This is a genomic window from Bradyrhizobium sp. WSM2254 (genome assembly GCF_000472645.1).
Classification (GTDB): Bacteria; Pseudomonadota; Alphaproteobacteria; order Rhizobiales; family Xanthobacteraceae; genus Bradyrhizobium; species Bradyrhizobium niftali.
The window spans coordinates 41,656-63,684 of the sequence record NZ_AXAB01000031.1 but is presented as its reverse complement, the minus strand read 5'-3'; the positions used below and the strand labels follow the sequence as shown (position 1 = coordinate 63,684).

The 22,029-nt window shown below is 65.8% G+C and carries 20 protein-coding genes; 3 read left to right on the top strand and 17 right to left on the bottom strand.

Going from position 1 to position 22,029, the window contains the following annotated elements; genetic code table 11:
- Positions 1 to 193: 193 nt before the first annotated feature.
- Positions 194 to 502 carry a hypothetical protein gene (locus A3M7_RS0123090; RefSeq protein ID WP_027546018.1) on the top strand — a complete coding sequence of 103 codons (309 nt, stop codon included), beginning with the start codon at positions 194 to 196 and terminating at the stop codon, positions 500 to 502.
- Between the two features lie 58 nt (positions 503 to 560).
- Here A3M7_RS0123090 and arfB read toward each other — a convergent pair whose 3' ends face one another.
- From arfB to A3M7_RS0123055, 7 genes are all read right to left on the bottom strand, one after another.
- Complete coding sequence (arfB, locus tag A3M7_RS0123085; RefSeq protein WP_011090218.1) at positions 561 to 977, bottom strand: alternative ribosome rescue aminoacyl-tRNA hydrolase ArfB; 417 nt, start codon at positions 975 to 977, stop codon at positions 561 to 563.
- 111 nt (positions 978 to 1,088) lie between these two features.
- Positions 1,089 to 2,477, bottom strand: coding sequence for a M16 family metallopeptidase (locus tag A3M7_RS0123080; RefSeq protein WP_371090215.1), 1,389 nt, complete (start codon positions 2,475 to 2,477; stop codon positions 1,089 to 1,091).
- Positions 2,474 to 3,868, bottom strand: coding sequence for a M16 family metallopeptidase (locus tag A3M7_RS0123075; protein WP_371090214.1), 1,395 nt, complete (start codon positions 3,866 to 3,868; stop codon positions 2,474 to 2,476). The genes A3M7_RS0123080 and A3M7_RS0123075 overlap by 4 nt, the downstream gene beginning before the upstream one ends.
- Positions 3,869 to 4,059: 191 nt before the next feature.
- A complete protein-coding gene (locus tag A3M7_RS0123070; RefSeq protein ID WP_027546015.1) occupies positions 4,060 to 4,785 on the bottom strand; it encodes a hypothetical protein in 726 nt (241 codons plus the stop codon).
- Positions 4,786 to 4,881: 96 nt separating this feature from the next.
- Positions 4,882 to 5,376, bottom strand: a complete 495-nt coding sequence (gene lspA / locus A3M7_RS0123065) for a signal peptidase II (RefSeq protein WP_027546014.1) — start codon at positions 5,374 to 5,376, stop codon at positions 4,882 to 4,884.
- A 183-nt stretch (positions 5,377 to 5,559) separates the two neighbouring features.
- The gene (gene ileS, locus A3M7_RS0123060) at positions 5,560 to 8,568 is read right to left on the bottom strand and encodes an isoleucine--tRNA ligase (RefSeq protein WP_027546013.1); all 3,009 of its coding nucleotides are present in this window, start codon (positions 8,566 to 8,568) and stop codon (positions 5,560 to 5,562) included.
- 204 nt (positions 8,569 to 8,772) lie between these two features.
- Positions 8,773 to 9,744, bottom strand: a complete 972-nt coding sequence (locus A3M7_RS0123055; protein WP_027546012.1) for a bifunctional riboflavin kinase/FAD synthetase — start codon at positions 9,742 to 9,744, stop codon at positions 8,773 to 8,775.
- Between the two features lie 232 nt (positions 9,745 to 9,976).
- Between A3M7_RS0123055 and A3M7_RS0123050 the strand changes: the two genes are divergently transcribed.
- A complete protein-coding gene (locus tag A3M7_RS0123050; RefSeq protein WP_008567674.1) occupies positions 9,977 to 10,372 on the top strand; it encodes a response regulator in 396 nt (131 codons plus the stop codon).
- Positions 10,373 to 10,547: 175 nt separating this feature from the next.
- Here the strand turns inward: A3M7_RS0123050 and A3M7_RS0123045 are convergent, their stop codons facing one another.
- The 3 genes from A3M7_RS0123045 to A3M7_RS0123035 all read right to left on the bottom strand — a co-directional run bounded on the left by A3M7_RS0123045 (position 10,548) and on the right by A3M7_RS0123035 (position 14,616).
- Positions 10,548 to 11,402 carry a TIGR01459 family HAD-type hydrolase gene (locus A3M7_RS0123045; protein ID WP_027546011.1) on the bottom strand — a complete coding sequence of 285 codons (855 nt, stop codon included), beginning with the start codon at positions 11,400 to 11,402 and terminating at the stop codon, positions 10,548 to 10,550.
- Between the two features lie 15 nt (positions 11,403 to 11,417).
- Positions 11,418 to 12,911 carry an EAL domain-containing protein gene (locus A3M7_RS0123040; protein ID WP_027546010.1) on the bottom strand — a complete coding sequence of 498 codons (1,494 nt, stop codon included), beginning with the start codon at positions 12,909 to 12,911 and terminating at the stop codon, positions 11,418 to 11,420.
- Between the two features lie 142 nt (positions 12,912 to 13,053).
- Positions 13,054 to 14,616: a winged helix-turn-helix domain-containing tetratricopeptide repeat protein gene (locus A3M7_RS0123035; RefSeq protein WP_027546009.1), complete on the bottom strand. Its 1,563-nt coding sequence runs from the start codon at positions 14,614 to 14,616 to the stop codon at positions 13,054 to 13,056.
- A gap of 120 nt (positions 14,617 to 14,736) precedes the next feature.
- Here A3M7_RS0123035 and A3M7_RS0123030 point away from each other — a divergent pair, with 120 nt between their 5' ends.
- Positions 14,737 to 15,576, top strand: a complete 840-nt coding sequence (locus A3M7_RS0123030) for a class I SAM-dependent methyltransferase (protein ID WP_027546008.1) — start codon at positions 14,737 to 14,739, stop codon at positions 15,574 to 15,576.
- 41 nt (positions 15,577 to 15,617) lie between these two features.
- Here the strand turns inward: A3M7_RS0123030 and A3M7_RS0123025 are convergent, their stop codons facing one another.
- The 7 genes from A3M7_RS0123025 to uvrC form a co-directional block, all read right to left on the bottom strand.
- Complete coding sequence (locus A3M7_RS0123025) at positions 15,618 to 16,748, bottom strand: YihY/virulence factor BrkB family protein (protein WP_027546007.1); 1,131 nt, start codon at positions 16,746 to 16,748, stop codon at positions 15,618 to 15,620.
- 1 nt (position 16,749) lies between these two features.
- On the bottom strand, positions 16,750 to 17,337 hold the full coding sequence (locus A3M7_RS0123020; protein WP_027546006.1) for a phage holin family protein: 588 nt from the start codon (positions 17,335 to 17,337) through the stop codon (positions 16,750 to 16,752).
- Positions 17,338 to 17,426: 89 nt separating this feature from the next.
- On the bottom strand, positions 17,427 to 18,386 hold the full coding sequence (gene prmB / locus A3M7_RS0123015; RefSeq protein WP_027546005.1) for a 50S ribosomal protein L3 N(5)-glutamine methyltransferase: 960 nt from the start codon (positions 18,384 to 18,386) through the stop codon (positions 17,427 to 17,429).
- Positions 18,386 to 18,868 (bottom strand): molybdenum cofactor biosynthesis protein MoaE, encoded by a 483-nt coding sequence (locus A3M7_RS0123010; protein WP_027546004.1) that lies wholly within the window; start codon positions 18,866 to 18,868, stop codon positions 18,386 to 18,388. The genes prmB and A3M7_RS0123010 overlap by 1 nt, the downstream gene beginning before the upstream one ends.
- A 4-nt stretch (positions 18,869 to 18,872) precedes the next feature.
- A complete protein-coding gene (gene moaD, locus A3M7_RS0123005; RefSeq protein ID WP_027546003.1) occupies positions 18,873 to 19,124 on the bottom strand; it encodes a molybdopterin converting factor subunit 1 in 252 nt (83 codons plus the stop codon).
- On the bottom strand, positions 19,121 to 19,738 hold the full coding sequence (gene pgsA, locus A3M7_RS0123000; protein ID WP_011090204.1) for a CDP-diacylglycerol--glycerol-3-phosphate 3-phosphatidyltransferase: 618 nt from the start codon (positions 19,736 to 19,738) through the stop codon (positions 19,121 to 19,123). The genes moaD and pgsA overlap by 4 nt, the downstream gene beginning before the upstream one ends.
- Before the next feature lie 97 nt (positions 19,739 to 19,835).
- Positions 19,836 to 21,896, bottom strand: a complete 2,061-nt coding sequence (gene uvrC / locus A3M7_RS0122995) for an excinuclease ABC subunit UvrC (protein ID WP_027546002.1) — start codon at positions 21,894 to 21,896, stop codon at positions 19,836 to 19,838.
- Between the last annotated feature and the right edge of the window lie 133 nt (positions 21,897 to 22,029).

Sequence of the window (22,029 nt, the reverse complement as noted above, 5' to 3'; positions counted from 1 at the left end):
CGTGTTCCACGCTGCCGCATATGCGGAGGACAATTCCGCGAAACCGCCTCGAAATCCCTAAACGATCACCACACGAAGCGGATTGCATCGCGATCGCGCCGTTCGAACTCTCTATGCGATGAACCGGTCCGGTGCAGGCGGACGGCGCAGGACGCAGCCGACCCGGTCATCGCAAAAAATCCAGGAGAAATGGATGAAGTTGGTGAAGACTTCTGCAATCGCATGCGCTCTTGCAGCCCTCATTGCGACGCCCGTTTTCGCGCAAGGCACGTCATCTGGCACCAAGCCCGGCGGCACCGTGCAAAGCAAACCCATGCAGGGGGGCGCGTCAGCCAGCGAAGATGAGGATCTCGGCACGCAGCAGGGCGCCGCGGGTGAGAAGGTGGGCATGAAGTCGACCAAGGGAACGAAGGGCGCGGTCGGCACAACGGGAAGCGCAGCGCACAAGGGGACGGTCGACGATTCCGCCTCGGGCAGTCCCGCCACCGGCAAGCGCTACTGACGCCGGAACGTGAACCTGCAAACCTCCGGTCGCTTGGCGGCCGGAGGTCTTTGTCCATTCAATCGTCGAAACTCCGGCCGCGTCCGGCCTTGACGTCGCTGCGACGCTTCTTGCCCTCAAGCCGGCGCTGCTTGGAGCCGAAGGTCGGCCGTGTCGCGCGCCGTGGCTTCGGCCGTATCATCGCCTCGCTCAGGATCTCGACGAGCCGGTCGATGGCGTCCTGGCGGTTGCGTTCCTGGGTGCGGAAGCGCTGCGCGTGGATCACGATCACGCCGTCCTTGGTCATGCGCTGGCCGGCGATGCGGGCGAGCCGGATCGTGGCATCCTCCGGCAGGGTCAGCTTGCGCGTGTCGAAGCGCAGCTGGGCCGAGGTTGCGACCTTGTTGACGTTCTGCCCGCCGGGGCCGGAGGCGCGGACGAAGCCGATCTCGATGTCGTCCTCGTCGATGACGAGATCGCGGGATATCCGCAGCATGATGGCACCATTCGTGATGTCCGGACATATCCCGGACGTCCACGTTCGGCAATGGCGCTCATGCGAAACGCAAATGGCCGGGGCAAGCCCGGCCACAGCGGATGGAAGACCTCAGTTCGACTTGGGCGCCGCTGCCGCCGGCTGCGCGGCGGCCTGCGGGGCGCGGCCGACGACGACGGTCAGGAGGCCCTGGCCCCAGAGGCGCCTGGCGGCTGCCTTGGCGTCGTCCAGCGTCACCGCGTCGACGATGGCGTTGCGCTTCTCGATATAGTCGATCGGAAGCTTGTCCTGCTGATATTGCAGCAGCGCCTGGGCGAGCTTCGAGGACGTATCCAGCGCCAGCATCTGCGAGCCCTTGAGGTAGGACTTGGCCTCGTCGAGCTCCTTCTGCGTCGGGCCCTCCTCGGCGATCCGGCGCACCTCCTTCTCGATGGCGTCGATGGTGTCGCTGGCGCGGTCGGCGCGGGTGCCGGTATTGCCGATGAAGACCGCCGAATGCTCCATCCAGAGCAGGGATTCGAACACCGAATAGGCCAGCCCGCGCTTCTCGCGGACCTCGCGATAGAGCCGGGAGGACAGTCCGCCGCCGCCAAGGATGTGGTTGACGACATAGGCCGCCATGAAGTTCGGATCGCTGCGCTTCACGCCGGGGCCGCCGAAGGTGATGACGGTCTGCGGCACGTCGAGCGGCACGAAGGCGCGCTGCGGCGGTTTTGCCGCCTCGATGTCGGGGACCGGCACGAGATTGGCCTTGGCGGGCAGGCTGCCGAAAGTGTGGTCGAGCAGCTTGCCGAGGGTCGCCGGATCGACGTCGCCGACGACTGCTACCTTCAAAGTGTCCTTGGCCAGCACGCGGCCGACATAGTCCTTCATGTCGGCGACAGTGACAGTCGGCACGCTCTCCAGCGTGCCGTTGGTCTGCCGGCCGTAGGGATGATCGCCGAAGGCGGCCTCCAGGAATCTGCGGCTCGCCAGCGACGACGGATTGGTGGTCTCGCGGCGCAGGCCCGAGATCACCTGCGAGCGGATGCGCTCGACGTCGGCGGTGTCGAAATGCGGCGAGGTCAATGCCATCCGCAACAGGTCGAAGGCTTCGTCCTTGTTGTCGCGCAGCATGCGCAGGCTGCCGCGGAAGGTGTCCCGGGTGGCGCTGAAGGAGAGCTCGATGGCGCGGCGGTCGAGCCGCTCGTGGAAGGTCTTGGAGTCGAGATCGCCGGAGCCTTCGTCGAGGAGATCGCCGACGAGATTGGCGACGCCCGACTTGTCCTTGGGATCCTGGGCCGAGCCGCCGGCAAAGGAATATTCCATGGCGATCAGCGGCACGGTGGCGTCCTGCACGAACCAGGCCTCGATGCCGCCCGGCGAGATCAGGCGCTGGATCTTTGCTGCGGCCTGCGACGGCGAGACCGCGGCGAGCGCGAGCGCCGCGCCGGTGACAAAGGACAGCGCGAAGTGCCTTGTGCGTCGGAAGTGTCTTGCGCGAAGGAAGGGATAGGTCACGAACGCTTCTCCTCGCGCTTGGTGGTCGCAGTGTCCTTGACCAGATAGCCCGTCACCGAACGCTTCTTCTCGAGCCATTTTTGCGCAACAGCGCGAACCTGCTCGGCGGTCACCGCGCGAATGCGGTCGGGCCAGCTCCTGATGTCCTCGATCGACAGGCCCGTGGTCAGCGCGCCGCCATACCAGCGCGCCAGCACCGCCTGGTTGTCCTGGGCGTAGATCGCTTCCGCGATGAGCTGGGTCTTGACCCGCTCGAGATCCTCGGCGCGGATCGGGTTCTGCGCGATGTCGGCGATGACGCCGTCGACCGCCTGCTCGACCTCGGCGAAGCCGACGCCGGGTTTCGGCGCGGCCGAGATCGCGAACTGCGTCGGGTCGAGCGAGATGCTGGAATAGCTGGCGTTGGCGGAGACCGCGAGCGGCTTGTCGACGACGAGGGCGCGGTAGAGATAGGAATTGCTGCCGCTGCCCATCAGCTGCGCGAGCACGTCCAGGGCCGCGCTTTCGCCGGCCGCAGCCGTGGTCGCCGAGGGAACGAGATAATAGCGCCGCAGGCTCGGCTGCTCGACGCGCGGGTCGGCCAGCGTGACGGTGCGCGGTGCCGCCGGCTCCGGCTCCTGCGGACGGATGCGGCGTGCCGGGATCGCGGGCTGGGCGGGGATGGAGCCGAAATTGCGCTCGACCAGCGGACGGATGTCGGCTGCTTCGACGTCGCCGGCGATCACCAGGATCGCGTTGTTCGGCGCGTAGAAGCGGCGGTAGAAGGCCAGCGCATCTTCGCGATCGAGCTTCTCGATCTCCTGATGCCAGCCGATCACCGGCCGGCCATAGGGATGGTTGAGATAGAGCGCGGCCATGATCTGCTCGTTGAGCCGCGCGTCCGGATTGTTGGCAACGCGCATGTTGTACTCTTCGAGCACGACGTCGCGCTCGGGCAGCACGTTCTCGTCCTTGAGGATCAGACCGGTCATGCGATCGGCCTCGAACTCCATCATGGTCGGCAGCTGCTCGCGCGGCACGCGCTGGTAATAGTTGGTGTAGTCGACCGAGGTCGAGGCGTTCTCGTTGCCGCCGACACGGAGCACGGTCTGGGAGAATTCGCCGACCGGATGCTTCGAGGTGCCCTTGAACATCAGGTGCTCGAGGAAGTGCGCGAGCCCGGATTTGCCCGGCGTCTCGTCGGCCGAGCCGACCTTGTACCAGATCATCTCCGTGACCACGGGCGTGCGGTGATCCGGGATCACCACGACCTGCATGCCGTTGCTGAGCGTGAAGCTGGCGGGCGGGGCCGATGTCACCGTGGTCTGGGCGAGGGCCGCGCTGGCTGAGAGGACACTCGTCGAAAGCAGCGCGGCAAGGAGGCAGGCAGCCGATCGGTAAGAGGACATCATGATCCCTAGTGAAAGGCCGAGGTCCGGATGTCCGGCTCGGCGGCACGGCATGCTACACCGTGCGGCTGAGGCTTCGCGTCACGAAGCAGAGAACGCCGTCATCGTGAAGTTAAAGATAAGTCATGTGCTTCGTCCGGCCTACACCGGGCGATTGCGGCAGTTCCGTATGGGGACGCCAATCGGCAAGAGCGCTATTTCTCTTTTTCCTTGCCGCTGAGCACGTCAAAATATGTCCTTTTGGACTTATCCGGTCCCCCGGCGCCATAGGCGTAGTTGGGCGAGGGCGTCTGGTATCCGGGCGGTGGTTCGGTCAGGGATGCCCGCGGCGGCTCAGATGTGAATTGCTTGGATTCTTCGCTGTCACCCTTGAAGATGCCGAGCAGACCGCCCTTATAGCCGAGCTGGCTGGGGCTCATGGTTGGATTGTTTCCGCCCGGCTGGACAGAGTCGTTGCTCGACGTGCGGCTGCTGCCGTTGGTCTTGGCGGCGTTCAACTCGGCCGGAGTGAGTGGTCGGGCCGCTTCCCAGGGGTTCAGGAACTTGGTGCCGGATTTCTTCCTGGCAGCGGCAGCCTCCTTGCGGCGCTTCTCATCCGGGTCTTTGGGCCAGTTCGGAGGAGCCGCCTCGGCGGACGCTGCCGGCGGCGGCAGGTCGAGCTTCGGCGGCACCACCAGCGGCGAACGTTCACGGTATTCAATACCGGGCGTTTCCATGCTCTTGGCGCCGAGGCCGGACATCAAATTATCGATGATCTTTTCCTCGAAGGTCCGATCGTCTTCGTCATCGTCGCCGGCGCGGGCCGCGCCTGCTGCCATGACGAGACCGACGCCGAGCGCGACAGCGGACAATTTCAACGCCCGCCAGAACCCCCACCGGGGGTCTCGAACCATCGAACCGCTGGTCTTCGAGCTGCGCATCAGTGTACCTGTTCCATTTTGTGGCAGATTGCCGCTCGCGCGCGGCTCAAATTCTCGCAAAAAGCGGGTTCCACCTGCCGGTCGTATCGGCCGGGATCAGGGCGCTTTTGCGGCGGGTACCCCCAGGAAGGAATCATACAATAGCCCCGCCACCCCAGCAACGATGGCCACGTCGGCGAGGTTAAACACATACCAATTATAGGTATTTCCGCCGATCTCGATGTGGAATAGGGCGAAATCCACCACCGCGCCATAGGCCAGGCGGTCGATGCCATTGCCGATGGCGCCTCCGATGATCAGGCCGAGCGCGATGGTCGCAAGCAGGGTGTGCGAGCGGGCCATCCAGATCGCCAGCGCGACCACTGCGATACCTTTGACGGCCATCAGCGCGAGCTGCGCCGCCTGGCTGTCGTTCTGGAGCCAGCCGAAGCTGATGCCGATGTTCCAGGCCAGCACCAGGTCGAGGAACGGCGTTACCTTCACCGCGCCGCGACGGGCGAGGTCGAACCCGTTCAGCAGCCAGAGCTTGGAGGCCTGGTCGAGGATGACCGTGGCGATGGCCGAGACGATGCCGGCGCGGAGGGGGGTCATTGTGAGTGACCCAACGCCGCCGCGGCACACTCCGCCGTCGTCCTGGCGAATGCCAGGACCCATAACCCCAGGCGGTCGTTGATTGAAAGACTCGTGGTCATCAGCCTTCGCTGCAATTGGCGACGGTGGTAATGGGTCCTGGCTCCCGTGCGCAATTGCGCACTAGGCCAGGACGACGCTAGATCAAACGCCGACTCCCAGCGCCTTCCATTCGCGCAGCGCCTTGGCATCACGCGGGGTGACGTCGGGGTATTCGGGGTCTTCGCCGACTGTCGGCGAGATCTTCCAGGAGCGGGCGCATTTGGTGCCGACCGCCTTCTCCACCACGATGGCAACGCCGGGCACGGCATCGAGACGGAACGCAGACGCCGGCGCCTCGCCCTCGCGCACCTCGTAGTTCGAGGTGATGCAGACTTCGGCGAGGTCGGTGTCGAACAGCGTCGCCAGCATGTCGCGCTCGGCGACATAGATGACCGGCGAGGCCTCCAGCGACGAGCCGATGTTTTTGGCGGCGCGTTCGAGTTCGAGCGCGCCGGTGACGACACGGCGGACGTTGCGGATCGCCTCCCATTTCGCGGCGAGCTTGTCGTCGCGGAGCTTTTCGAGATCCGCCGGAAATAGCGTGAGGTGCACTGAAGGCTCCGCATCCGGCCGGTACATGCGCCAGGCTTCCTCCGCAGTGAAGCTGAGGATCGGCGCCAGCCATGTCAGGATCGAAGAGCACAACAGGTCGATCGTGGTCAGCGCCGCCTTGCGCGTCGGCGAGGACGGCGGATCGCAATAGAGCGTGTCCTTGCGGATGTCGAAGTAGAACGCCGAGAGCTCGCTGTTCAGGAACGCGGACAGCGTCGCCACCACGTTCTTGAAGTCGAACGTCTCGTACGCCTTGCCGATCAGCTCGGCGCGCATCGCGAGCTCGTGCAGCATCAGCCGCTCGAGCTCGGGCATCTCGGCGGGCGCGACCGCCTCTGTCGGCTTGTAATGATACAGCGTGCCGAGCATCCAGCGCACGGTGTTGCGCAGCTTGCGATAGGTCTCGACCGTGTTCTTCAGGATCTCGGGGCCGATGCGCTGGTCGTCGGTGTAGTCGCAGGACGCAACCCAGAGCCGGAGGATGTCGGCGCCGGATTCCTTGATGACGGCCTGCGGCTCGATCGTGTTGCCGAGCGACTTCGACATCTTGCGGCCGTCCTCGGCCTGGGTGAAGCCGTGGGTCAGCACGATGTCGTAGGGCGCGCGGCCCCGCGTGCCGCAGCTTTCCAGCAGCGAGGAGTGGAACCAGCCGCGATGCTGGTCCGAGCCTTCAAGATACATCACGGTGTCGGTGCCGCCGTCGATCTTGCGCTTGATGCCTGACAGCCCCGGGAAGTGCACGGGGTCTTCGAGCACGAAGGCGTGCGTCGAGCCGGAATCGAACCAGACGTCGAGGATGTCGTCGACTTTCTGCCAGCCCTCGTTCGCATGCGCGCCCAGGAAGCGCTCGCGCGCGCCTTTCGCGTACCAGGCGTCGGCGCCTTCCTTTTCGAAGGCGTCGCCGATGCGGGTATTGACGGCCTCGTCCTGGAGGATCTCGGCGGAGCCGTCAGCCTTCTCGCGCACGAACACGGCGATCGGCACGCCCCAGGCCCGCTGGCGCGAGATCACCCAGTCGGGGCGCGCTTCGATCATGCCGTTGATGCGGTTTTCACCGGACGGCGGCACCCATTGCGTCACCGAGATCGCGTGCAGCGCGCGGGCGCGCAGCGTGTCGCCGGACTTGGTCTTGCCGCCTGCCGCGATATCCTTGTCCATCGCGATGAACCATTGCGGCGTGTTGCGGAAGATCACCGGCTTCTTGGAGCGCCAGGAATGCGGATATTGATGCTTGAGCCGGCCGCGCGCCAGCAGCATGCCCTTTTCGACGAGCGCCTTGATCACGGCCTCGTTGGCATCGCCCTTCTCGCCCTTGTCGTTGATGACGCGCTTGCCGACGAAGCCAGGGGCATGGTCGGTGTAGGCGCCGTTCTCGTCGACGGTGTAGGGAATCGTGCTGTTGATGCCGCGCGCGTCGAGGTCGCGCGTGTTCGCCATCCAGACGTCGAAGTCCTCGCGGCCGTGGCTCGGGGCGGTGTGCACGAAGCCGGTGCCGGTGTCGTCGGTGACGTGGTCGCCCGACAGCAGCGGCACGGTGAAGTCATAGCCGCCGGCAAGGTCCTTCAGCGGATGGGCGCATTCGATTGCGTCCATGGTGTCGGCGGGGACGTCGCGCACCTTCTCATAGGCGGTGACACGCGCCTGCTTGAACACCTCGTCGGCAAGCGCATCGGCGAGGATCAGGAGATCGCCGGTCCTGGCCCAGTTGTCCGCCGGTGCGTCCGTCACCTTGTAGAGGCCATAGGCGATCTTCGGCGAGAACGAGATGGCGCGGTTGCCGGGTAGCGTCCAGGGCGTGGTGGTCCAGATCACGACGCTCGCGGAGGCGAGCACGCCATGTGCCGGCGAGGTCACCGGGAATTTCACCCAGACCATGTCGGAGGTGTAGTCCTCGTACTCGACCTCGGCTTCGGCCAGCGCGGTCTTCTCGACCACGCTCCACATCACCGGCTTGGAGCCGCGGTAGAGCGTGCCGTTGGCGGCGAACTTCATCAGTTCGCGCGCGATCTGGGCTTCGGCCGGGAAGCTCATGGTGGCGTAGGGATGATCCCAGTCGCCGATCACGCCGAGACGCTTGAACTCCTCACGCTGCACGCCGAGCCAGTGGGTGGCATAGGCGCGGCACTCTTTCCGGAAATCGATCATCGCCGCACTGTCGCGGAAGTCGGGCTTCTGCTTGCCCTTCTTGCGATAGTGCTCCTCCTCGACCTTCCACTCGATCGGCAGGCCGTGGCAGTCCCAGCCCGGCACGTAGTTGGAATCGAAGCCGAGCATCTGCTGGCTCTTGGTGACGAGATCCTTGAGGATCTTGTTCAGCGAGGTGCCGATGTGGATGTTGCCGTTGGCGTAGGGCGGGCCGTCGTGCAGCACGAACTTGTCGCGGCCCTTGGCGCCCGCGCGCAGCTTCTCGTAAAGGCCGATCTCGTACCAGCGTTTGAGGATCTCCGGCTCGCGCTGCGGCAGGCCGGCGCGCATCGGGAAGTCGGTCTGCGGCAGGAACAGGGTTTTCGAATAGTCTTTGACTTCGGACTTTTGGGACTTTTGCGGCTTTTCGGACATGAGGCTGACTGGCTCGGAAGGGCGCGGGAAGACGGATGGCGATGCGGAATCGCGGGGTGAAACGACGAAATCCCGGTCTTGCGCCGAGCCAAAGGCTCAGGCGGAAGCCGGGCCGCTAATTCCTATGATGCGCCGCGCAAACATGGGCTCTCCATAGCAGGGGGCTAAGGGAAGCGCAAAGGTCCGGCCGGCCGGTTTTCGGCCTCAATCGATGACGCCAAGCCGCGGAAATGCGTCCGGGGCGGCCGCCAGCATGGCGCGGGCGCGGGCGGAATCGTCGTCCATCTGGCGGATCAGGGCCTCGATGCCGTCGAATTTCAGCTCCTCGCGGATGAAGCCGACGAAGGCGCAGTCGAGCACCTGCCCGTAGAGGTCGCCCTTGAAGTCGAACAGGAAGATTTCCAGGAGAGGAGCGCCATTGTCGAAGGTCGGGCGGCGGCCGAAGCTGGCCACCCCGTCCAAGCGCTCGGCGCCGCGGCCGACCCGCACCGCATAGATGCCGTGCTTGAGGCCGCAATTGGCGTCGAGGCGGATGTTGGCGGTGGGGTAGCCGAGGTCGCGGCCGCGCTTCTCGCCATGGATCACCTCGCCGGTGATGAACCAGGGGGCGCCGAGCATGGTGGTGGCTTCGTCAAGCTGGCCTTCGGCGAGTGCAATCCGGATGGCGCTGGAGGAGACCGGCCGTTCGTCGAAATCGACATGCGGCTGTACGTCGACCTCGATGCCGAGCCGGGGCGCCTCGTTGACCAGCAGGCTCGGCGAGCCGACCCGTCCCTTGCCGAAATGGAAGTCATAGCCGACCGCGATGGCGCTGACACCGAGACGCCCGATCAGGTCATGGTGAATGAAATCTTGCGCGCTGGTGCCGGCTCTTGCCTTGTCGAAGGTCATGACCACGGCGCCGGAGAGCCCGGTCCCGGCCAGAAGCCGCAGCTTGGCCCGCTCGTCCGTCAGGCGGAATTGCGGGGTGTTGGGGCTGAAAAATCGCCGTGGGTGCGGCTCGAAGGTCAATGCCAGCGCAGGGCGGCCATGCGCCCGGCCCATCTCCAGGGCCGCTGCGATCACTGCGCGATGGCCAAGATGAACCCCGTCGAAATTGCCCATGGCGACCACGGCGCCCCGGGGAATAGCGGAATCCGGCGTGGTGTCGCGGATAACGGTAAAATGCGGGGCCATCAGGGGAATTCTCGAGCCGGGCGGGACCGGCCGGGACCGTGGCTTGACCCGCCCGGCGAAGTCAAGCGGGGGAGGCGGCGGCATTGAACGCGATTTCAATTCTTCGGGGGCCGCCCCAGTTAACGGGCTGTTTAACGCCTTGATGCTAGTCCTTGGAACGTGGAACTGCACGGGCCTCCCGGCCTGGCAGCTTCAATCGTAATATTCCTGGGTTTGCGTTGGGGGAGTCGAGATGGCGGTTGATTTGTCGATGCCGGTTCTGGTGGTGGATGACTACAGCACCATGATCCGCATCATCAGGAATCTGCTGAAGCAGCTTGGCTTCGAGAACATCGACGATGCCAGCGACGGTTCGGCGGCGCTGAACAAGATGCGCGGCAAGAAGTACGGCCTCGTGATCTCCGACTGGAACATGGAGCCGATGACGGGCTACGACCTCCTGCGCGAAGTGCGCGCGGATCCGAACCTCGCCACCACGCCTTTCATCATGATCACGGCGGAATCGAAGACCGAGAACGTGATCGCGGCCAAGAAGGCCGGCGTGAACAACTACATCGTCAAGCCGTTCAACGCGGCGACGCTGAAGACCAAGATCGAGGCGGTCTTCCCGGACATGGCGAGCGCGTAAGGCGCGCACGCTTCTTCGGATAACAATCTTTCATCAGGATCGTCATGCCCGGGCTTGTCCCGGGCATCCACGTTCTTGTGCACGCGTGGTGGGACGTGGATGGGGGGGGGGAGCCCGGCCATGACGATCTCCATAGCTTAGCAATTGGTCTAAGCAGGCGCCGCTCAGGGCGGCATCACCACTTCAATTCGCGCATCAGCGCCTTCGGCGGGTGGCCGAACAATTCCATCACGGACGCCGGGTCGAGCTGGTCGAGACCTTCGAACTCCTCGGCATGGATGCCGCGGGTGACGAACAGGCAGTCGATGCCGAATTCGCGCGCGCCGGTGAGGTCGGTGCGGACGGAATCGCCGATCGCCAGCACGCGTCTGCGGTCGATCTGGTGGCCCTGGCGTTCGCCGGCGAGCGCCATCGCGCGCTCGTAGATCGGCCGGTGCGGCTTGCCGTAGAAGATCACCTCGCCGCCGAGCTCGCGATAGAGCTCGGCGATCGCGCCGGCGCAATAGATCAGCCGGTCGCCGCGTTCCACCACGATGTCCGGGTTGGCGCAGACCAGCGTCAGCTTGCGCTCGCGCGCCTTCAGCATCATGCCGCGATAGTCTTCCGCCGTCTCGGTCTCGTCGTCATAGAGGCCGGTGCAGACGATGTAGTCGGCCTGTTCCAGCGGCGCGGTCACCGCATCTAAGCCCCGATAGATCGAGTTGTCGCGCTCGGGGCCCAGCCAGAACATCTTGCGGCCGGGATGTTCGGCGACATAGAGCCGGGTCAGGTCGCCCGACGAGACGATCGCGTCATAGGTCTCGTCGGCGACGCCGAGCTTGCGCAATTGCCGCTGCACGGAGTCGGCGGGGCGTGGGGCATTGGTGATCAGGATCACCGTACCGCCGCGGCTGCGATAGGTGTGCAGCGCTTCGCAGGCTTCGGGGAAAGATTCCAGGCCGTTGTGGACCACGCCCCAGATGTCGCTGAGCACGACGTCCACATCGCCCACGAGCTCGCGCAGGCTTTCGGCGAAATGCAGCGTGGTCATGATGCGCGCGGCCAATCAGATCCGGCGCGCGAGCGCCGCGTTGCCGGTGATGCGTTGTGCCGGAGGTGCGGCTGACGTCGCGCCTTGGCTGAGTGGAGCGGAGCCATTGGATCCCTGAATATCCTGCGCCTGGTTCGGCGAGGCCCCGCCGGTAGCAGATGCCCCCTCCGGCCGCAATGGCCGCGGCGGCGCGAACAGGAACCCCTGGCCGAACCGAACGTCATAGTCGAGCAGATCGACCACGGCGCGCTCGCCTTCGATCCGCTCGGCGATCAGGTCGATGCCGAAACGGCCGAGCAGGTCGGAGAGGTCGGACGGGTGGATGTCGGAGGTCGAGGCCTGCCTCGGGTCGAGCAACAGCGTGGCCGGAACCTTGATGAAGCGCACGCCGCGGTCGGCGAGTTCGCGCGGCTCGATGCGCAGATCCGTGACATGGTCGATCGAGAAGCGGAAGCCGCGCTGGGCGAGCGCGGCGAGGTTCTCGGACTCGGCCGGGCCGAGATTGCGGAAGGTCGACTGCTTGAACTCCAGTACCAGCGACGGCGCCAGCGCCCGGTTGGCTTCGAGGAAGTCGAGGCATTGCGCGAAGGTGGTCGAATTGCCGAGCGTGGAGGCCGCGACGTTGCAGAACACGCCGACGTCCTTGTTGCGGACCATGAGGCGGCGCAGCACCTGCACACAGCGCAGCATCACCATGTTGTCGATGCGCCCGATCAGGCCCGAGGCCTCCGCGATGCTGATGAACTCCTCGGCGGCGATCAACTGGTCGCGCTCGTCGCGGACCCGTGTCACCGCCTCGTAGAACCGCACCTTGCGCTGCGGCAGCGTCACCATCGGCTGGAGGAAGATGTCGATGCGGTTCTCGTCGATCGCGTGGCGGAGCATCGCCAGCAATTGGGTCTGGTTGCGTCCGTTGGCGGTCTGAAGTGGATGGGCGGTTCGGGCCTGAACTGCCGGTGCCGGCCGCGGCTGCGCTGCGGGAGGCGGGGGAGCCGCGGGAAGCAGTGGCGGCGGCGCCGGCCGCTCCCCGAGCGGCGCGATCAGGTCGATCGGCGCTTCCGGGTCCGGCCTCGCGGCCGGAGCCGCCGCAGCTGCAGGCGCGGCGCCAGCCAGCAGGTCCTCATGGGTCGACACGGTGGAAGCAAGCTGCCTGACCAGCCCGCCGAGCTCGTTGATCTCGCCGACCACCGACTGGATGCGGTCGGAATTGGTCGAATTGGACGAGGCGATGCGCCCTTCGATCGCAGCGAGCCGACGGCCGAATTCGGCCACCTGGCGGGCGAGGTCGGCGGTGCCGCGCGAGAGGTCGGCGATCTGGCCGCCGACGTCGCTGCGGTCGCGCAGCCGCATCGACACCGCGTTGTAGAGGATCAGGAAGGTCAGCGCGGTCAGCGCCACGATCGCGGATTCGGTTCCGCTGATGCCGGCGACCGCGTAGAGCACAAGCCCGAGCGAGGCCGCGACCAGAACCATGCAGATGGCGATGAAGATCGTCGAAATGCGAATCATGCCGCGCGTTACGCCTCAAGAGCTGACTGCCTCACCCGGGAAAACACGGGTTACTGTGCGAACCCGTCACGCCTCATGCTCCCCCAAGCCGCATGACCCTAACATCATTGTTGATTCGAGGGGATAGTGGTCCGTTTGCCCTTCAAGTCAGGCCAGCCCGGCGAAAGCCTTCGAGGTAGTGCTCGCGATCGGAGGCGAGTTTGATCGGCATGAATTCGGCGATCCAGGTCAGCGAAACGTTCGGCTGGGCCCGGTGGAGTTCCTTCAGGGCAACCCGGGCGGTCTCGGTTTGTCCGGCCATGCCGGCAGCGGCAACCAGCACCCGGTGCCCGCCGACGAAGTCGCTACGCTGGCGCAGGGACTCCTGTGCGAGCCGGATCGCTTCCGCGTAGTCGCTGCCGAGGAAGCGGGCGAAGGCGGCGATGCCGAAATAGACCGGCGCGTAGGGATCGCGCGGGCTGAGGCGGATCGCTCGGCGCGCGGCCTCGTCGGCATCCTGCCAGCGGCCGCAATAGCCCAGCGCCAAACCATAATAGCCCTGCGCCAGCGCAAAATTCGGATTGAGCCGGAGCGCGGTCTCGAACTCGGCGAGCGAGTCCTCGAACCGCCGCGCGAACAGATGGACATGGCCGAGCGCATTGTGGGCCCAGGCATCCTCATCGTCGGCGCGGATCGCGGCCCTGGCCGCGCGCTCGGCGAGGGGTATTGCCGTGGCCATCTCCATCCAGCCCATGTGCGCCGTGAACATGTAGCTGGTGCCGAGCAGGCCGAGCGCCTTGCCGTAGTTCGGGTCGAGCGCGATGGCCTTCTCGAGCAGCGCCTGCGCCACGACATGATCCTGCCGCGTCACGCGCCAGTAGTGGGAAAGGGCGCGCATCACGAGATCCCATGCGTCCAGGCTGTCGGGCGGCTTGCGCTGGGCGCGAAAGCTCTCCGCGGCGTAGAGCTGCGGCTCGATCGCGGCGACGATGGCTTCGGTGATCTCGTCCTGCACGGCGAAGACGTCGGCGAGCTCGCGGTCATAGCGCTCAGCCCAGAGATGACTGCCGGTTGCGACGTCGTTGAGCTGCGCGGTGATGCGGACGCGGCCGCCATCCTTGCGGACGCCGCCTTCGACGACATAGCGCACGCCGAGTTCTTCCGCGACCTGCCGCAGATGAACCGGGCGGCCCTTGTAGATGAAGGACGAGTTGCGCGCGATGACGAAGAACCAGCGCAGCTTCGACAGCGCGGTGATGATGTCCTCGCTGATGCCGTCGGAGAAATAATCCTGCTCGACTTCGTCGCTCATGTTGGTGAAGGGCAGGACCGCGATGGCCGGACGATCTGGCAGCGGCAATGCCGTTGGCGGCGCGTTGGACGGTAGGGCTGACGCCGCGGGCGTTGCGGCCGAGGAAAGTTCCGTGACATCGCCGACGAAGCGCACGCCCTTGCGCGCGATGGTGCGGATCAGCCGCTGCTCCTCGCCATTGTCGTTGACCGCGCGCCGTGCTGCGTTGATCCGGCTGGTAAGGGTCGATTCCGAGACGACGCGGCCGTTCCAGACCGCATCGAGCAGATTGTCCCGCGTCACCACGCGCTCGCGGTTGCGGACGAGATAGAGCAGAAGATCGAACACCTGGGGCTCGAGCGCGACGAGCGAGTCCGCTCGCCGCAATTCGCGGCGCTCGGGATCGAGCACGAAATCCTCGAACTGAAACGCCACGCCTCGCCTCGGCCTCCGTGCGGAAATCAAGGTGCTCTCAGCGTAAAATAACGCTGGTCTCAAGGCCAGCGACCCGCATGCGCCCTATCGTCCCGGCGCTTTCAACCGCAGGAGATTGCCATGTCGACATCCGCCGCGCTCAAGCCCGCCGCAGCCCAACCCGATCTCGCCGCTGTCAAGCAGCGCCAGCACGGCGCCTGGTCGTCCGGCGACTATGCCATCGTCGGCACCACCTTGCAGATCGTCGGCGAGCAGCTTTGCGAGGCGCTGGACCTTCGCGCCGGCAGCAAAGTGCTGGACGTCGCTGCCGGCAACGGCAATGCGACGCTGGCGGCGGCCCGGCGCTGGTGTGACGTCACATCGACCGACTACGTTCCGGCGCTGCTCAAGCGCGGCCGCGAGCGCGCGGCAGCCGATCGTCTGATGGTCGAATTCCGCGAGGCGGACGCCGAAGCGCTGCCGTTTGCCGATGGCAGTTACGACGTCGTCGTCTCGACCTTTGGGGTGATGTTCACGCCGGACCAGGACAAGGCTGCTGCCGAACTCGCACGGGTCTGCAAATCCGGCGGCAAGATAGGCCTCGCCAACTGGACGCCGCAAGGCTTCATCGGCCAGCTGTTCAAGACCATCGGCGGACATGTGGCGCCGCCGGCCGGCGTGAAGTCACCGGCATTGTGGGGCACACCGTCCCGCCTCAAGGAGATGTTTGGAGACCAGGCGTCGGAGATCGCCGCCGAGCCGCGCATGTTCGTGTTCCGCTATCGCTCGCCGGAGCACTGGCTCGAAATCTTCAAGTCGTATTACGGGCCGATGCTCAAAGCCTTCGCCGCACTCGACGAGTCCGGTCAGGCTGCGCTGCGGCGCGACCTCATCACGCTGCTTGGCGAGTTCAACCATGCCGACGACGGCACGGTCGTCGTGCACAGCGAATATCTGGAAGCCGTCATCACCAAGCGCTGATGCGGCTTGAGGTCAGGCCGGCGTTCGGCCTGACCTCAACATCAGGCCGGGGCGGCGGCGCCGACCGTATCCGCGGCGACCGCCTCGCGGCTGCCGAGCGGCTTGGGCTCCCCGGTGGTCGTGTCGCGCAGGGTCTGCCGTTCGATCTCCGAGTTCAGCTCGGCGCCGAGCATGACGACGATCGCGGACATCCACATCCACATCATCAGGCCGATCGCCGCGCCGAGCGAGCCGTAGGTGGCGTTGTAATTGGCGAACTCGGACAGATACCAGGACAGCAAGGCGGAGCCGGCAATCCAGAGCAGGGCGGCCGCCACCGCGCCGAGGCTCAGCCATTGCCAGCGCGGCGCGTCGCGGCTGGGTGCGAAGCGGTAGAGGATGGCGAGCGCCGCGAGCAGGATGAGGAACAGGAGCGGCCATCGTGCCAGCGCCACAATCAACTTGCTTTCGGGCGCCATGCCGAGATGATTGAGCGCGAGCGGGAAGGCGACGACGGCACCCACCATCAGCAGCAGTGCCACGATGCCGCCGACCGTGAAGGCCAGCGACACCGAGTTCAGCCGGATGAAGCTGCGCTTCTCGCGCTCCTCATAGGCGACGTTGAGGGCGTCGAAGATCGATTTGACGCCGGCATTGGCGCTCCAGATCGCAAGCAGGAGGCCGAGCAGGAAGGTGGCACCAAGCGTCGTATTGCCCTTCGACACCACGCGCGCGACCTGGTCCTCGACGATCTGGAACGAGCCCTCGGGCAGCATCGTCGCGAGGGTCTGGAGATTGGCGCTGATCGTGGCGGGATCGGCGAACAGCCCATAGGACGAGACCAGCGCGGTGACGGCCGGAAAGATCGCGAGCAGCCCGAAAAACACGACGCCGCCGGCGGTCGCGAGCAAGCGATCGTCGTCGATGCGCTGATAGGTGCGCCGGAAGATATCCTTCCAGCCGGCCCAGGGGATCGCGAAGGGGCTTCTGGAACGGCGCCCGCGGCCGGGCTGCGTCGCGGCACGGGTTACGCGCGTTTCGGGAGAGCTTGCTTCGTTGTTGCGGTGGTCTTGCGGAGGACCCGGCCGGATCACGCCGGGGTTCTGGAAGTAGCGTTCTGCGGTCAGCACCAAGACGGCGGTGGCGGCGACCAGCAGCCAGGAGTCGAGCTGCCCTGAGCGCCGCGCGGGCATCTCACGCGTCCAATCCGTGCCGGTGCCGTCTCCGGCGCGCGGCCGTGAAGCCCAGCAGCCCGACGGCTGCGAGCATCAGACCCAGCTGCACGGGACGGTTGGCGCGCACGGGCCGGGTGTTGCCGCCATGGCGGCGTTCGCCGGGCGCGAGCGGCGCGAGGGGAATCGTCGTCGCGACCTCTTTCACTGCCTGCTTGACCGTTCCACGCGGAATCCGCGGGGTGGCGATCGCAACGCGCAGGCGGCTGGCCAGCGGCACGATCGGCTTGTCCCGACGCTTCGTTTGAGCCAGAGCCGCGCCGGCGCAGCACGCAGCCAGGACCAGCAGGACCGCGCCGACGGCACCAAAGCCCCAGAATTGTCCGTAGGTGATTGCGATCCAGCGGTACAAGGCAACCAGACCGACAAAGAAGGCCGCGATCAGGAACAGCCCGGCCACGGCGAACAGGCCGGCCGCGACCGCATAGGACGTCGCCCGTCCCGTGGCCTGGCTGGTGCGGTCACGCAAGTAAGACCGGGTGGCGCGCCTGAGATGGTTGAGTTTCAGCGCCATGCCGGCGCGCAGCAATTCGCCCGATGGCGCGAGCATGCGGACATCCTCCGAGAGCGAGACATTCGTCGGGGATGAACGTGACGGGATTTGACTTGTTCCGCGCCGGGCGCCGCCGCGGTGACCGATCAGCCGAGATCGGCGGCCGCGATCCAGAACACCTCGCCTTCGGAGTCTTCGGTGTCGAGCCAGAGCAGCGGCAGCTCCGGAAAGGCCTCGTCGACCAATTCGCGGCCGCGGCCGATCTCGCAGATCAATCCGCCATCCGGCGTCAGGTGATCGGGGGCGTCGCGCAGGATCCGGCGCACCACGTCGAGACCGTCGGCGCCGCCGTCGAAGGCGAGCTTCGGCTCGGCCCGGCACTCCGGCGGCAATGCCGCCATGCCTTCCGCATCGACGTAAGGCGGATTGGTGATGATGAGGTCGTATCTGTTGTCGCCCAGCGGGGCGAACAGGTCGCCGCGATGGAGGGTGACCCGCTCATCGAGCCCGTGCTCCCCGACATTGCGCGCGGCGACTTCGAGCGCGCCCCTGGAGATGTCGACGGCATCGACCGTTGCATTCGGGAAGTGATACGCGGCGAGGATGGCAAGGCATCCCGATCCCGTGCAGAGGTCGAGCACGCGCTCGACGGCGGTGGGGTCGTCGATCAGCGAACCGGACTCGCCGTCGCCGCCGAAATGCGAATCCAGGAGCTCGCCGATGAAGGAGCGCGGGACGATAACGCGCTCGTCGACATAGAAGGGCAGGCCGCGCAGGTAGATCTTGTTGACGAGATAGGCGGCCGGTTTGCGCGTGGTCACGCGCTTATGGATGAGATCGAGGATGGTCTTGCCTTCCGCAGCCGTGACGCGCGTGTGGGCAAAGGCCTCGAACTGGTCGGGATGCAGATGCAGGGCCTCGCAGACCAGAAAGGCCGCTTCCGCCACCGGATCGGTCGTTCCGTGCGCGAAGGCGAGCTTGGCCTCATTGAAGCGGCTCACGGCATAGCGGACGAAGTCGATGAGCGTGCCAAGCTCGCCGCGGCCGACTTTCGCAAGTTTGGGCGCGGCGCGGCCGCGCGCGGTCTTTTTTGAAGCTCTTGCCATCAGGATTTCGTCCAGCGCGCGGCGGCCTCGTCGTCACGGGTGTGGGCTTCGACCCAGCCGGTGCCGGTGGCGCTCTCTTCCTTCTTCCAGAACGGCGCGCTGGTCTTGAGATAGTCCATCAGGAACTCGGCTGCCTGGAACGCCGCCTGACGATGCTGCGATGCGGTCAACACCAGCACAATGTTCTGGCCGGGCATGAACCGCCCGACGCGGTGGATGACCGTGACGCCGTTGAGCGGCCAGCGCGTGGTCGCCTCGTCGACATGACGCTTGATCTCTTCCTCGGCCATGCCGGGGTAATGTTCGAGCGTCAACGCGGCGATCTTCGCGCTTCCCTCGTCGCCGCGGCAGATGCCGGAGAAGCTCACGACCGCACCGATGTCAGTCCGGCTCCTGGTCAGGAGCGCGGTCTCGCGCGCAACGTCGAAATCGTCTTCCTGGATACGGATGGTGACGGGGCCGGTGGTCGCAGGGGAAGTCATGGGCCTAGCCGCCGGTCATCGGCGGGAAGAACGCGATCTCGCGGGCGCCCGCGATCGCGGCGTCCGACTTGACGTGGGCGTGGTCGATCGCGGCGCGGATGACCTTCGGCTTCTCGAAGGCGTAGGCATAGGCCTCGCTCCGGCCGGAGAGCCAGGCGATGAGCTCTTCCACGGTGCGCACGGTCGCTGGCGGCTCGACGGTCTCCTCGGCCTTGCCGACCCGTTCGCGCACCCAGGCAAAATACTTCACCTTCATACCTCATCCTCCTTGATGAGGTGATGGATGCCGGAGCGGAAATAATCGTAGCCGGTGTACATGGTGAGGATCGCCGAAGCCCACAGCAGCAACAGGCCGATCTGGGTCACGACAGGCACGACCTGGTCGCCGGCCTCGCCCGCGAGCAGGAAGCCGATGGCGACGAGCTGGACCGTGGTCTTCCACTTGGCAAGCTTGGTGACGGGCACGCTGACGCGCAGCGCGGCGAGATATTCGCGCAGGCCCGAGACCAGGATCTCGCGGCACAGGATCACGATGGCGGCCCACAGTGACCAGCCATGGATGATACCGTCGGCGGCCAGCATCAGCAGGCAGGAGGCGACCAGCAGCTTGTCGGCGATCGGATCGAGCATCCGGCCGAACGCCGATTGCTGATTCCAGATCCGCGCGTAGTAGCCGTCGAGGTAATCGGTGACTGCTGCCGCGATGAAAATAGCGACCGCGACCCAGCGCAGCCACAGTGGCTGATCCAGAATCGACTGCGCATAGATGCACCCGACCACGACCGGGATCGCGGCGATCCGGCCATAGGTGAGGATGTTCGGGAGGGACATCGCGCGGCTGGTCGTCCCTCGTGTCGTGGCGATGTTCATCCGTCCTACCAATACCGCTGTGGCCCGAAGGTCAACCGTTCCGCTCCCCAAATGGGGTGCGGGATGCGACGACCATATGACCACGGCCCCCTTTAGTTCACCCCGGCTGGGGATGGAAATACTCGAAAATCCTGCGGGCGCTTTCGGCGCTCACCCCCGGAACCTTGCCGAGATCGGCGATCGAGGCCCGTTCGATCTCCTTCAGGGTTCCGAAATGATGCAGCAAGGCACGTTTGCGTGACGGGCCGATGCCCGGAATCTCCTGCAAACCGGCCTCGCGGATGTCCTTCTTGCGCAGCTTGCGATGCGAGCCGATGACGAAGCGGTGGGCCTCGTCGCGCAGGCGCTGGATGAAATAGAGCACGGGGTCGCGCGGCTCGAGCTTGATCGCCTCGCGTTCCGGCATGAACAGGGTCTCGCGGCCGGCATCCCGGTCCGGCCCCTTGGCGACCGACATCAGCGACACCTGGGTCAGGCCGAGATTCGCAAAGATCTCCCGGACGGCATTGAGCTGGCCGCGGCCGCCGTCGATGATCACGAGGTCGGGCCATTGCGGAAAATCGTCGTCCTTGACCTTGGCGCCCTCCTCCGGCGGGTTGATGAGACGCTTGAAGCGGCGCTCCAGCACCTCGCGCATCATGCCGTAGTCGTCGCCGGGCGTGAGCCCTTCCGACTTGATGTTGAACTTGCGGTACTGGTTCTTCACGAAGCCGTCCGGGCCGGCGACGATCATGGCGCCGACCGCGTTGGTGCCCTGGATGTGGCTGTTGTCGTAGACCTCGATGCGCTTGGGGGCATGCGGCAGGCTCAGCGTCGTCGCCATGGCGTCGAGCAGGCGGCCCTGCGTCGCGGTGTCCGCGAGCTTCCGGCCCAGCGCCTCGCGCGCATTGGTCAGCGCATGGGCGACGAGTTCCTTCTTCTCGCCACGCTTCGGCGCGGTGACCTCGATCTTGTGCCCGGCCTTGATCGAGAGCGCGTTGGCAAGCAGCTCGCTCTCCTCGATCTCATGCGAGAGCAGGATGTTCTTCGGCGGCGGCTTGTCGTCGTAGAACTGGGCGAGGAAGGAGCCGAGCACTTCTTCGGGCGTAAAGGTCTTCTCCGCCCGCGGGAAATAGGCGCGGTTGCCCCAGTTCTGGCCGGTGCGGAAGAAGAACACCTCGACGCAGGAGAAGCCGCCCTCCTGGTGGATGGCGAACACGTCGGCCTCTTCCACCGTGCGCGGATTGATGCCTTGCTGCGACTGGATCGCCGACAGTGCGGCAAGGCGGTCGCGGTAGAGTGCCGCGCTCTCGAATTCGAGCTCATTGGCCGCCTTCTCCATCTCGCCGGCAAGCTCCTGCTTCACCGCATGGCTCTTGCCGGAGAGGAAGTCGGTCGCCTCACGCACCAGGGTCGTGTAGCCGGGGAAATCGATCTCGCGGGTGCAGGGACCGGCGCAGCGGCGGATCTGGTAGAGCAGGCAGGGCCGGGTGCGGCTCTCGAAAAAGGAATCGGTGCAAGAGCGGATCAGGAACGCGCGCTGCAGCGCCGTGATGGTGCGGTTGACGGCGCCGGCGGAAGCGAACGGGCCGAAATAGCGTCCGGGCCGGGTTTGTGCGCCCCGATGTTTCAGGATCTGCGGCGCCCAATGGTCGCCGGTGATCAGGATATAGGGAAACGACTTGTCGTCGCGCAGCTGGACGTTGAAGCGCGGCCGCAGCTGCTTGATGAGGTTGGCTTCCAGCAGCAGCGCTTCGGTCTCGGTGTTGGTCGAGACGATCTCCACGGTCACGGTGGCGGCGATCATGCGCAGGATGCGCGCCGGTTGCGGCGCACTCTGGCGCGCGTAGTTGGAGAGGCGTTTTTTGACGTTCTTGGCCTTGCCGACATAGAGCACGTCGGCATTCGCATTGAGCATGCGATAGACGCCGGGCGAGGTCGGCGCGAGCCGGACCGCGCGCTCGATTGCCTCATGGCCGCTCGCCAGCGGCTCTTCGCCGACCGCGCCGCTCTCTTCCAAGATATCGGGCAGAAGCGCATCGTCCTCGTCGTCGCTGCCCGTGGTGGCGGGATCGAGGTCCGGCGGTGCCGTCTCCTGGGACGGGGCGTCCGGTGCCATGCCGCGCCTGGATTTGGGTGCGCGGGCGTCGTCCGGATTGTCGGTGGAATCGTGAACCATGGGGCGAATTTAGGCGCTGGGGATGCCGATTTGAAGTTCCGGCCATGCTGCACGCACAGAATGGCGGGCGCGGTTCCCGGTAACGCTTCCTTAAGTCTGTTAAGCGCGCGGTAACGGGTCTTAACAGCGCTTT

Excerpts from the sequence above, each read along its gene's own strand:
- lspA (WP_027546014.1), bottom strand. The coding sequence starts at position 5,376 with ATGACCCCCCTCCGCGCCGGCATCGTCTCGGCCATCGCCACGGTCATC.
- A3M7_RS0123090 (WP_027546018.1), top strand. The coding sequence starts at position 194 with ATGAAGTTGGTGAAGACTTCTGCAATCGCATGCGCTCTTGCAGCCCTC.
- A3M7_RS0123010 (WP_027546004.1), bottom strand. The coding sequence starts at position 18,868 with ATGACTTCCCCTGCGACCACCGGCCCCGTCACCATCCGTATCCAGGAA.
- A3M7_RS0123050 (WP_008567674.1), top strand. The coding sequence starts at position 9,977 with ATGGCGGTTGATTTGTCGATGCCGGTTCTGGTGGTGGATGACTACAGC.
- A3M7_RS0123055 (WP_027546012.1), bottom strand. The coding sequence starts at position 9,744 with ATGGCCCCGCATTTTACCGTTATCCGCGACACCACGCCGGATTCCGCT.
- uvrC (WP_027546002.1), bottom strand. The coding sequence starts at position 21,896 with ATGGTTCACGATTCCACCGACAATCCGGACGACGCCCGCGCACCCAAA.
- A3M7_RS0123040 (WP_027546010.1), bottom strand. The coding sequence starts at position 12,911 with ATGATTCGCATTTCGACGATCTTCATCGCCATCTGCATGGTTCTGGTC.
- pgsA (WP_011090204.1), bottom strand. The coding sequence starts at position 19,738 with ATGAACATCGCCACGACACGAGGGACGACCAGCCGCGCGATGTCCCTC.
- A3M7_RS0123045 (WP_027546011.1), bottom strand. The coding sequence starts at position 11,402 with ATGACCACGCTGCATTTCGCCGAAAGCCTGCGCGAGCTCGTGGGCGAT.
- ileS (WP_027546013.1), bottom strand. The coding sequence starts at position 8,568 with ATGTCCGAAAAGCCGCAAAAGTCCCAAAAGTCCGAAGTCAAAGACTAT.
- A3M7_RS0123020 (WP_027546006.1), bottom strand. The coding sequence starts at position 17,337 with ATGCTCGCGCCATCGGGCGAATTGCTGCGCGCCGGCATGGCGCTGAAA.
- A3M7_RS0123030 (WP_027546008.1), top strand. The coding sequence starts at position 14,737 with ATGTCGACATCCGCCGCGCTCAAGCCCGCCGCAGCCCAACCCGATCTC.
- A3M7_RS0123075 (WP_371090214.1), bottom strand. The coding sequence starts at position 3,868 with ATGATGTCCTCTTACCGATCGGCTGCCTGCCTCCTTGCCGCGCTGCTT.
- prmB (WP_027546005.1), bottom strand. The coding sequence starts at position 18,386 with ATGGCAAGAGCTTCAAAAAAGACCGCGCGCGGCCGCGCCGCGCCCAAA.
- A3M7_RS0123070 (WP_027546015.1), bottom strand. The coding sequence starts at position 4,785 with ATGCGCAGCTCGAAGACCAGCGGTTCGATGGTTCGAGACCCCCGGTGG.
- A3M7_RS0123025 (WP_027546007.1), bottom strand. The coding sequence starts at position 16,748 with ATGCCCGCGCGGCGCTCAGGGCAGCTCGACTCCTGGCTGCTGGTCGCC.
- moaD (WP_027546003.1), bottom strand. The coding sequence starts at position 19,124 with ATGAAGGTGAAGTATTTTGCCTGGGTGCGCGAACGGGTCGGCAAGGCC.
- arfB (WP_011090218.1), bottom strand. The coding sequence starts at position 977 with ATGCTGCGGATATCCCGCGATCTCGTCATCGACGAGGACGACATCGAG.